Below are 10,290 nucleotides of genomic sequence, written 5' to 3'. Positions count from 1 at the left end.
GGCTCGATGATGGCGCTCGCCGGCCGCGACGACGCCCGCGAGCGCGGCACCCGCATGGGCGTCTGGGGCGCGGCCCAGGGCATCGCCTTCGGGGCCGGCGGCTTCCTGGGGGCGGCCGCCGTGGATGCGGTGCGGCTCGTCACGGCCGAGCCGGTCCAGGCCTACGCCGCCGTCTTCGCCGCCGAGGGGGTTCTGTTCCTCGTCGCGGTGGTCCTGGCCCTGCGGCTCGAGCCCGTCCGGGCCCCGGGCCGGGCCTCTGTCCCGCTCAATAATCCCATCCTCGGCGCGAGGTGACGCGATGGCTCGGTTGCATGGTGATGCGTCCTACGACGTCGTTGTGGTCGGCGGCGGTCCCGCGGGGGCCACGGCGGCCACCGAGCTGGCCCGGGCCGGGCACGCGGTGCTGCTCCTCGACAAGCCCGGACGGATCAAGCCCTGCGGCGGCGCGATCCCGCCCCGGCTGATCCGCGACTTCGCGATTCCCGACGCGCTGCTGGTCGCAAAAATCCGCTCCGCCCGGATGGTGGCGCCGAGCGGCAAGGCCGTGGACATGCCGGTGGGCGAGGGCTTCGTCGGCATGGTCGACCGCCAGCATTTCGACCCCTGGCTGCGCGCCCGGGCGGAGCAGGCCGGCGCCGACCTGCGCGAAGCGGCGTATGACAAGATCACCCGGACGGATGACGGCTCGACGCTGGTCCACTTCACCACCGGCAAGGGCGAGGCCCAGGCCCGCCACACGGTCCGAGCGCGGCTGGTGATCGGCGCCGACGGGGCCTGCTCGCCGGTCGGCCGGGCCGAGGTGCCGGGCCATGACCGGATGAAGCAGGTCTTCGCCTATCACGAGATCGTCCGGGTGCCGGCCCCCGATGCGCCGGGCGGCGACGCGATCGATGCCGCCCGCTGCGACGTCTATTACGAGGGCCGGCACTCGCCAGATTTCTACAGCTGGATCTTTCCCCACGGGGACACCGCCAGCATCGGCACCGGCAGCGCCAAGAAGGGCTTCTCCCTGCGCTCCTCGATCCGGGCGCGGCGGGTCGCCACCGGCCTCGACGGCGCCGAGACCATCCGCCGGGAGGGCGCGCCCCTGCCGCTGAAGCCCCTCAAGCGCTGGGACAACGGCCGCGACGTGCTGCTCGCGGGCGATGCCGCCGGGGTCGTCGCCCCGGCCTCCGGCGAGGGCATCTACTACGCGATGCTGGGCGGCCAGCTCTCGGCCGAGGCGGCCAAGAGTTTCCTGGCCACCGGCGATGTCCGGGCGCTCGCGCTCGCCCGCCGTCGCTTCATGAAGCTGCACGGCCGCGTGTTCTGGATCCTCGGGATGATGCAGTGGGTCTGGTACCGCAGCGACGGCCTGCGCGAGCGCTTCGTCTCGATCTGCCGGGACAAGGACGTCCAGCAGCTCACCTGGGACAGCTACATGAACAAGGAGCTGGTCCGGGCGAAACCCGCTGCCCACGCGCGGATCTTCTTCAAGGACCTCGCCCACCTGTTCCGCTGGGTCTCCCCGTGACTCTTTTGGGGTCCGAGGGCTGGGGGCCGCCGGCCGTGGCCGCCGTGGCGGCGATCCTGGTCGCGGTCGCCGGCGCCGTCGCGACCAAGACGGATGGCTGGTACCGGCACCTGCGGTTCCCGTCCTGGAAGCCGCCGGACTGGGCCTTCGGACCGGTCTGGACCACGATCTTCCTGCTCACCACCATCGCGGCCGTGATGGCCTGGAACGGCGATCCCGATCCCACCGCCCGGGTCCTGCTGGTCGCCGCCTACGCGGTGAACGGCGTGCTCAACATCGCCTGGAGCGTGCTGTTCTTCCGGTTCCGCCGGCCCGACTGGGCGCTGGCCGAGGTCGCGGCCCTGTGGCTGTCGATCGCCGTGCTGGTGCTGGTCACCGGCCGGGTCTCGATCGCGGCCGGGCTGATGAACCTGCCCTATCTCGCCTGGGTCAGCGTCGCCGCCTGCCTGAACCTGCGGATCGTGCGGCTCAACGCGCCGTTCCGGGGGCTGGCCTGATGGAGGCGCTGTTCGCCTCGGGCCGGATCGTCGACGCGATCCTGGTGCTGGTCGCGGCCGAGGCGCTGCTGCTCGCCTGGCTGGCCCGGAGCCGGGGCCTGGCCCGGGCGCCGCTCCTGGCCAACCTCGCCTCCGGGGCGGCCCTGATGCTGGCCCTGCGCGCCGCCCTCACCGGGGCCGTCTGGCCGGTGGTCGCCGGATGGATGCTCGCGGGGCTTCTGGCCCATCTGGCGGATCTGACGTTGCGCCTGCGCGCCGCCCGGACGCAACGCCGCAGCCCCCCGCCCGCCGGAACAACGCCGCAAACGGACGCGTTCACGCGCGGTGTCACCTTGTAACAACTATAAACGCAACCCGGGAGATGTGGTCATGCAGCTTAGAGCATCATCCCGGAAGGTAATCCCCGGCCTTCGGAAAAAGATGATGCCTGCGCAAAACCTTAGAGCATCGTCCGCCCCGATCCTGGCGGGCCTGCTGCTCGCGTTCCCGGCCCTGGCGCAGGACGCCTCCGACCCGGTCGAGCGCGGCAAGTACCTCGTGACCATGGGCGATTGCGCCGCCTGCCACACCGCCCCGGGCGGCAAGTTCCTGGCCGGCAACTACGCGCTCAACATGCCGTTCGGGGTGATCATGACCCCCAACCTGACCCCCGACAAGGAGACCGGGCTCGGCAACTGGAGCTACGAGGATTTCGATAAGGCGTTCCGGCACGGCTACAGCAAGAACGTCGGCTATCTCTACCCGGCCTTCCCGTTCGGCTGGTTCACCAAGGTCACCGACGACGACACCAAGGCGATCTGGGCCTACCTGCAATCGGTGCCGGCGGTGAACGAGAAGCGCCAGGAGAGCCAGATCCCGTTCCCGTTCAGCGTCCGCACCGCGCTGGTGACGTGGCGGACCGCCTTCTTCACGGACGAGCGCTTCAAGCCCGACCCGAACGCCAGCGCCGAGGTAAATCGCGGCGCCTATCTGGTCGAGGGCCTGGGCCACTGCGCCATGTGCCACAACGAGAACAAGCTCGTCGGCAATTCGAGCTTCGCGGGCCGCTTCGGCGGCGGCGTGATCGACGGCTGGTACGCCCCCAACATCACCCCGGACGGCCACCAGGGCATCGGCGCCTGGACCGACGAGCAGGTGGTGACCTACCTCAAGACCGGCACCGCCCCGGGCGACCGCCCCGGCGTCGCCGCCGGCCCGATGCGCCAGACCATCATGGAATCCCTCTCCAAGGTGAAGGAGGAGGACCTCAAGGCGATGGTCGCCTACCTGCGCACGGTCCCGGCCAAGCAGACCTACAAGCCGAAGGATCTCGCCGCCTTCGACACTCCCGGTGCCCCCGGCGCCTCCACCTACCTGACCTACTGCTCCTCCTGCCACCAGCCCGACGGCAAGGGCATCGAGGGCGCGGTGCCGGCGCTCGCGGGCAACACCTCGGTGATGTCGGACGGCCCCGAGACGGTGCTGCGGGTGATCTATGGCGGTCTGGCCGCCCAGAGCGGCCTCGCGCCGATGGTGGCGATCGGCCAGCAGATGACCGATGTCGAGGTGCGGAACGTCACCGACTACATCCGCAATTCCTGGGGCAACAAGGCGCCGCCGGTGACCGGCGACAAGGCCTCCGCGGCCCGGGCCGCCACCAAGACCATGCTGTCCGGCACGGCCCCCTGCGCCGAGATCGAGCAGGACAAGCTCAAGGCCGCCTTCGAGCAGATCGGCGTCTCGGCGACGCTGACCGGGCTGAAGCAGCAGGATTTCGTGCCGACGCTGGTCCGCCTGGTGCCCCAGGTGAAGGCCGCCAACACGGGCGCCAACGACGACGACGTGGTGAACGCCCTGACCACGGCCTTCTGCAAGGTCGGCCGCGACGACCCGCAATACGCCAACCCGAGCTGGCCCGCGGTGATCGGCACCTTCTCCAACGTCGCCTACAGCCAGGTGAAGAACCCGGAGAAGCAGGCGATCAACGTCCCCGGCGCGACGACGCCGCCGACGAAGAACTGATTTCTTTTCGGGGGGCGCGGCGCTCACCGCGCCCTGCCCGTCATTGCGCGTGCAGCGAAGCAACCGCGTGCCTGCCAGCATTCCGGAGCCGTCCGCACGGCTGCTTCGAGCATGTGCGCTGCTTCGGATGCCGGTGATCCTCGCGGGCGCCCTGTCCGAGATCGACGCCCCGTCCACCCAGCCCTTCGAACTCCCCTTCCCCTCGCCGCAGCGGGTGACACGGGTTGGAATCGTCATCCTTCGCCGGCACGCTGAGCGTAGTCTCGTTCCTCAAGAAGGCAGACCGATGCCGACCCGTCATCCCGGGGCGCCGCAGGTGCGCCCGGAATCCAGAAACTCCGCGATTGCAGGATCGAGCAGCAGAACTCCGATCTCTTTCGGACGCCGTGGCGGATCTGGATTCCGGGCTCCGCGGCGCGGCCCCGGAATGACAGGGAGGGCGGCCTAAGCCGCACGGCACCCCCACGGGAACGGACACGGGCGCGCTTCGTTTGAGCCGGGATCCCTCAGGTTCTGAGCCCCGGAGTGCCCGTGTCGACCCTCGTCCGTATCCTGCTCGCGATCTTCATCCCCCCGGTGGCGGTGCTCGTCACCACCGGCTTCGGCGTGCAGTTCCTGCTGAACATCCTGCTCTGGGTGCTCGGCTGGCTGCCCGGCACGGTCCACGCCCTGTGGCTGATGAACCGCGACCGGCCGCTGGTCTGAAGCCCTAAGGCTTGGCCTTGGCGTCCGGCTCGCCCTTGCGCAGGGCGGGCTTCATGTCGGGCTTGGTCTCGACCTTGGCGGTCTTCACCGCATGCGGCTTGGCCGCCGCCTTCGGGGCGACCTTCTCGGCCGCGTGCGCGAGCTTGACCGGCTCGGGCACCACGGTGGCATCCACCGCCGGGGTAGCGGGGGCCGGCTTCTCCTTGTCCAACAGCGTGCCCAGAAGCTTCTGGTAGCTGCTCGGATCGCCGTCGGCATCGGCCACGGCGATCCGGGCCGGCTTCTCGCCGACCGATGCGGTGGTCTCGACCCGAAGCTCCGGCTCGGACCGATTCGCCATGAGGGTCGTAGCGGCGGGCTTCTGCTGTCCCCGGCCGGCCTTCGCGGTCGCCTTGGCGGACGCCGGCGCGGCGGCGGCCATCAGGGTCGGCTGCACCTTCGGACCGATCTCGATCTCCTCCGGCCCGGCCGCCAGGGTCTCGGGGCGGCTGACATCGCCGAGATTGTGCCGGCCGAACTCCTTGGCGTCGTAGGGCAGCACCGTCTCTGTGCCGCCGAGGCTCGCGAAGGCGCTGGTGTTGGCCGGCGGCCGGAACACCGGGTTCTGGCCGCCATCTTGGTAGACCACCCGCACCGCCGGGGTGCCCTTGGCGACGAGCTCCGCCACCTCGCGCTCGTCATGCGCGCGCTTCTCGGCCACCTGCGGGTCGACCCGCGGCTTGCACGCGCCGGCCGCCGCGTCCGAGCCGCCGAACACGTATCGGGTGCCGCACTGGCCGACCTTCGGCTCCTCGCGCAGGGCCTCGAAATAGTCCGAGCCCTCCTTGAGATTCTGCCAGAACGGCATGTTCGGGTCGTTGCGGAACTTGGCCATGTTCTGGGCCGTCATCCGGAACGGGTAGGACTGGAACTGGAAGCTGCGCTGGCCGCCGATGAACGCCTCGCGCGCCACCGCGTAGATCTCCGCGATGGTGGCATCGGTCATGGCGAAGCAGCCCGCCGACGAGCAGGTGCCGTGGACCATCAGGTAGCGGCCGGTGCGGCCGTTGGCCCGGTCGACGGCATTCGGGAAGCCGGTATCGAACGAGAGGTAGTACGACGAGTTCGGGTTCATCAGGCCCGGGGTGATCGTGTAGAACCCCTCCGGCGCCTGCCGGTCGCCCTCGCGGACCTTAGGGCCCAGCTGGCCGGACCAGCGGCAGATCGGGTAGGTCTTCAGCAGGGCGTAGCGCCCGTCGCTGCCGCGCTTCCAGACCTCCATCTCCGCTTCCTTCTTGTAGGCGCGGATCAGGATCGGGTCGGATTGCTGCATGCCCTTGGTCTGCATCAGGGCGAGCGTCTGGGGGGCGATCGGCGCGATGCTGCGCGCGGTCGGCCCGTTGATCCCGGAACCGTCCTGGCAGCCGGCCAGCGCGAGGGCCAGCAGGGAAGCGGCCGCCAGCAGTCGCGCAGTCGCGAGACGCGCCGTCATGGGGAACCTCGTCGTCTTCGTGCCCCCGGCGGCCTTTTGATAGCCGACCTCGGGGGCCACTCCCCAACCCAATAGGCTCGTTAAGCTTGCGCCTTTGTTACCGCAAGCGCCCGGACGCAACACTGCACGGCTCTGAGCGGTGGATACGACACCGTGCACACGTCTTCGCGGGATGGGGCGATCGCGTTGGCGCACCACGCATTCTGCCTTTGCGGCGGCTTCGTGCCGCTTGCGAGGATGGTAGACAGCGTCCCGAACGTCTGCCGGAAGCCGCATCAGATTGTCGGACGATCCGCCGGGTCGGGAAGGCCCTCCCCTTGCTTCGCCGGGGCTGCGAGCAGACCGAGCACCGCCACGGCGCAGGCGGCCGGCACGGCCGGCAGGGTCCAGGACAGGGTGGTGAAGGCCGCCTGGTAGGCCTGGGCCAGGGTGGCCGCGTCGAGACCCGGCAGCAGCGCCCGGGCGCCGTCCGGGTTTCCCACCGCCAGGCGCTGGCCCGCCTGTGCGAGGGATGCGTCGGGCAGGCCCGGGATCCGGCGCAGCTCGGCCGCGACCAAGCCGGCGAGCGCTGCGCTGACCAGGGCGAGCGCCACGCCCTCGCCGGCGACCCGGACCGTTCCAAAGATGCCCGCCGCCATGCCGGCGCGCTCCCGGGGTACGACGGCGACCGACAAGCCGTCCATCAGGCCCCAGGGCAGGCCGCTGCCGAGGCCGATGAGCAGCATCGGCGCCAGCACCGCGCGGCTGCCGATCTCGGTGAAGCCCAGCCAGACGAGGCCGATTGCCGCCATCAGCAGGCCGAAGCCCGAGAGCAGGCCGGGCGGAACGCGCCTTACCAGCGCGGCGGCCAGCATCGGGACGACCAGCATCGGCGCCGAGAGCGCCAGCATCAGCAGCCCGGCCTCCATCTCGCTCCGGCCCTCGATGCCGATGAAGCGCAGGGGCAGGAGCACCAGCAGCACGACGAAGCCCGCGCAGGTCGCCACCGGCAGCATCTGCACGCCGACGAAGCGCCGGTAGCGGAACAGGCGGAGGTCGAGCATCGGCCGGGCGGCGCGGGTCTCGATGATTGCGAAGGCTGCGAGGAGCAGCGCGGCGGCGGCGAGCAGCCCGCCCAGCGCCAGGCTATGCCAGCCGAGGCCCGGCGCCTCGATCACCGCCACCGTCAGGGTGGTGAGCATGGCGGTGAAGCTCACCGTCCCGGGCCAATCGAGGCTGCGGGCTTGCGGGTCGCGGGTCTCGCGCATCCGCGGCGGTCCGAGCACGAGCGCGGCGCTGCCCACCAGCGCCCCCACCCAAAAGATCGCGCGCCAGCCGGCGCCGGCGATCAGGGCGCCGGTGACGATCGGCCCGAAGGACAGGCCGACGCCGAAGGTGGTCCCGAGCAGGCTGAAGGCCCGGGTGCGGCCGTGGCCATCGAATTCCTGGGCCAGGGCGGCGGTGCCGCCTGCCAGCGCCGCCGCAGCGCCGACGCCCTGCCCGGCCCGCAGCAGGTCGATCAGCCAGACCGAAGGCGCCAGGCCAAGCGCCAGGGAAAACCCGGTGACGATCGCGACACCCACCGTGAAGACGCGCCGGCGGCCGTAGCGGTCGGCCAGGGTCCCGGCGGCCATCAGCAGGCTGCCGAAGGTCAGCATGAAGCCGTTCGTGATCCAGGTCAGCGCCTCGGGCGAGCCGCCGAGCTCGCGCCCGATGGCCGGGGTCGCCACCGCCCCGGCCGAGAAGCTCAGCGGCAGGATCAAGGCGGCGAGGCACACCGCCCCCATGACCAGCGGGTCGCCCGCGTGGGCGGGAGGTGACGAGTCGGGCATGGATCGGCTCCGTTCCTGCGGGCTTCGCGTATGGCTGGACGCGACGGGCTCTCCTGCCCCCTTGCGGGGCGGGGAAAAACGCGGTGTTTCAGTGGCTTGCTGCCGATATCGTGAGCTCGAAACCCAACCCGGCAGGTCGCCCTTGGACCCACGCCTCACCTTCGCTTGCGGCCTGGTCACCGTTAATCGCGCCGTTCGTCCTATCATTCCGGACCGCTGCGCTCTAATCTCATGGCATGGATAGCCTCGGCGATATCGCGGCCTTCGTGCGGACGGCGGAGCGGCTGAGCTTCGTCGAGGCGGGGCGCGATCTGCGCCTGTCGGCCTCGGCGGTGGGCAAGGCCGTGGCGCGGCTCGAAGCAGAACTCGGCGTGCGCCTGTTCCATCGGACGACGCGGCGGGTCTCGCTCACCGAGGAGGGCGCCCTGCTCCAGGCGCGCTGCCGGGGGATCCTGGACGACCTGCGCGAGGCCGAGGCGCTGGTCACCCAGAGTCGGCTCGCGCCGCGCGGAATCCTGCGGATCAGCCTGCCGATCATCGGCTACCGCTTCCTGCTGCCGGTGCTGCCGGAATTCCAGACACGCTATCCGGAGATCGAGCTGGACCTCGATTTCAACGATCGCCTGATCGACCTGGTGGAGGCCGGCGTCGACGCCGCGATCCGCAGCGGCACCCTGGTCGATTCGAGCCTGGTGGCCCGGCGGCTCGGCCCGTTCCGGTTCGTGCTTTGCGCCGCTCCGGCCTATCTGGAGCGTGCCGGCACGCCCCGGCGCCCGGCCGAGCTGGTGGGGCACGCAGCCCTGCGCTTCCGATTTCCCAGCTCCGGCAAGCTGCAGGACTGGACCCTCGCGGAGCCCCTGCCCGCGGGCCTCTCCACCGCGCTCACCTGCAACAACATGGAAGCCCTGCGCGCCGCCGCGATTGGCGGGTTGGGCATCGGCTGCATGCCCGACTTTCTGGCCGAGTCGGCCCTGCGCGAGGGCGCCCTCACCCGGATCCTAGACCCGTACCTCACAGATCCCGGCCAGTTCTCGATCCTGTGGCCCTCCGGGCGGCACATGTCGGCCCGGCTGCGCGCCTTCGTGGATTTCGTTGGGGCGCGGTTGTTTCAGGCGGGGTGAGGCAGCGGTTTGGGAAGACCGGGCGCCCCCTCACGCGAACACCACCGGCCGCCTTGCCGCCTCGGTGCGGATGATCGCCACGAGCTGCGCGTCCTCGGCCGGGTCGGCGAGGCGCAGGCCGACCGGGGTCGAGCGGGTCTGGATCGTCAGCCAGCGCAAGGTGGGCCGGAGGTCGGTGGCCTCCACCACCGCCACCCCGGGATGCTCCGGCTGGAGCTGCAGGAAGGTCAGGTGGTTGCGGCTCGCCCGGCGGCCGAGGAGGTCGTCGATCGCCTCGGCCGTCTCCCGGGGCGTGTGCAGATGGGTCATCATCCACAGCCGGTTCTGGGTGCCGGGCGTGTCCAGGGCCTGGCGCAGGCGGCGCACGCCCTCGGTCAGGAAGGCGTAATCCGCCTCGCTCGCCGCCGGGTCGTGGTGGTTGAACACGCATTCGAGCCCGTGCCGCTCCCGGTAGAGCCGGTGGCGCCCGCGCCAGATGTCGGGGCCGCGCCGCTCCGCCTCCGGGATGCTCTCGAGCTGGCCCCGGTCGGTGAGCGCGGCGAAATCGTCGTCCAGGCAGTCCCGGACCATGCCGGGCATGGAGAAGATCCAGTCGAGCGGGCCGGACCAGTGGCGCAGGTCCAGGGTCTTGAGCACGTGCGCCATCTGGCAATTGCAGCCGAGCGAGACGTGGTTGTGCCCGCCCGGCTCGCGCGCGTCGCGCCGCCCGAGGAGCCGCCCGAGGGCCCAGAGCAGGCCGCCCGTCGCGCCCGGGGCTATCATACGGTTCGCCCTTGCGGCTGACGCCTCCAGGGCGGTCCGCCGCACGCAGCCAAGTGTACGCAGGCCGCGCAAGCTTGCCTGCGGCGACGCGCATTCGCGCGTGCCGACGGCCGAACGCCGCGAACGTCAAACGTTTCGGCCGTCGGATTCACAGGGTCCGGCCGATGGCGAGGAATTTTTCGGCGCGGCGGTCGCGGATCTCCACGGGGCTCAAGCCCTCGAACTGGGCGAGCGCGTCGGCGATGGCGTCGCCCGCGCCCCGGATCGCCGCCTCGCGGTCGCGATGCGCGCCGCCGGTGGCCTCCGGGATGATGCCGTCGATGACGCCGAGCCGCAGCAGGTCCTGGGCGGTGATCTTCATGGCGGGGGGGGCCCCGTGGGGGCGGCCCTGGGCGCGCCCCAGGGGCGG

Annotated in this window: 10 protein-coding genes and 1 pseudogene; 7 read left to right on the top strand and 4 right to left on the bottom strand. The window is 71.1% G+C overall.

From position 1 onward, the window contains the following. From AO398_RS25435 to AO398_RS27845, 6 genes are all read left to right on the top strand, one after another. On the top strand, positions 1 to 294 hold a 294-nt coding region (locus tag AO398_RS25435), incomplete at its 5' end, for a PucC family protein (protein WP_160329356.1). A 4-nt stretch (positions 295 to 298) separates the two neighbouring features. Next, entirely contained in the window at positions 299 to 1,513 is a 1,215-nt protein-coding gene (locus AO398_RS25430; protein ID WP_058194949.1) for a geranylgeranyl diphosphate reductase, read from the top strand. Continuing rightward, on the top strand, positions 1,510 to 2,010 hold the full coding sequence (locus AO398_RS25425) for a TspO/MBR family protein (protein WP_058194948.1): 501 nt from the start codon (positions 1,510 to 1,512) through the stop codon (positions 2,008 to 2,010). Before AO398_RS25430 ends, AO398_RS25425 begins: the two co-directional genes overlap by 4 nt. Then, positions 2,010 to 2,348, top strand: coding sequence for a hypothetical protein (locus tag AO398_RS25420; RefSeq protein ID WP_058194947.1), 339 nt, complete (start codon positions 2,010 to 2,012; stop codon positions 2,346 to 2,348). Before AO398_RS25425 ends, AO398_RS25420 begins: the two co-directional genes overlap by 1 nt. 85 nt (positions 2,349 to 2,433) lie before the next feature. Further along, a complete protein-coding gene (locus AO398_RS25415; protein ID WP_058194952.1) occupies positions 2,434 to 4,011 on the top strand; it encodes a c-type cytochrome in 1,578 nt (525 codons plus the stop codon). A 531-nt stretch (positions 4,012 to 4,542) separates the two neighbouring features. Continuing rightward, positions 4,543 to 4,716, top strand: coding sequence for a YqaE/Pmp3 family membrane protein (locus AO398_RS27845; RefSeq protein WP_082643446.1), 174 nt, complete (start codon positions 4,543 to 4,545; stop codon positions 4,714 to 4,716). A 4-nt stretch (positions 4,717 to 4,720) separates the two neighbouring features. Here AO398_RS27845 and AO398_RS25410 read toward each other — a convergent pair whose 3' ends face one another. Next, positions 4,721 to 6,187 carry a murein L,D-transpeptidase family protein gene (locus tag AO398_RS25410; protein WP_058194951.1) on the bottom strand — a complete coding sequence of 489 codons (1,467 nt, stop codon included), beginning with the start codon at positions 6,185 to 6,187 and terminating at the stop codon, positions 4,721 to 4,723. A 275-nt stretch (positions 6,188 to 6,462) separates the two neighbouring features. Continuing rightward, positions 6,463 to 7,998, bottom strand: coding sequence for an MFS transporter (locus AO398_RS25405; RefSeq protein WP_244498887.1), 1,536 nt, complete (start codon positions 7,996 to 7,998; stop codon positions 6,463 to 6,465). Positions 7,999 to 8,234: 236 nt separating this feature from the next. Here AO398_RS25405 and AO398_RS25400 point away from each other — a divergent pair, with 236 nt between their 5' ends. After that, positions 8,235 to 9,119 carry a LysR family transcriptional regulator gene (locus AO398_RS25400; protein WP_058194945.1) on the top strand — a complete coding sequence of 295 codons (885 nt, stop codon included), beginning with the start codon at positions 8,235 to 8,237 and terminating at the stop codon, positions 9,117 to 9,119. A gap of 30 nt (positions 9,120 to 9,149) precedes the next feature. On the opposite strand, the gene AO398_RS25395 is transcribed toward AO398_RS25400, so the two are convergent. Next, the gene (locus tag AO398_RS25395) at positions 9,150 to 9,881 is read right to left on the bottom strand and encodes a DUF1796 family putative cysteine peptidase (RefSeq protein WP_058194944.1); all 732 of its coding nucleotides are present in this window, start codon (positions 9,879 to 9,881) and stop codon (positions 9,150 to 9,152) included. 148 nt (positions 9,882 to 10,029) lie between these two features. Next, positions 10,030 to 10,290: pseudogene (locus AO398_RS25390) on the bottom strand (acetyl-CoA carboxylase carboxyl transferase subunit alpha); the annotation flags it as partial.

It is taken from the genome of Methylobacterium sp. GXS13, assembly GCF_001455965.1.
Taxonomy (GTDB): domain Bacteria; phylum Pseudomonadota; class Alphaproteobacteria; order Rhizobiales; family Beijerinckiaceae; genus Methylobacterium.
This window is presented reverse-complemented; position numbering and strand designations above follow the sequence as displayed.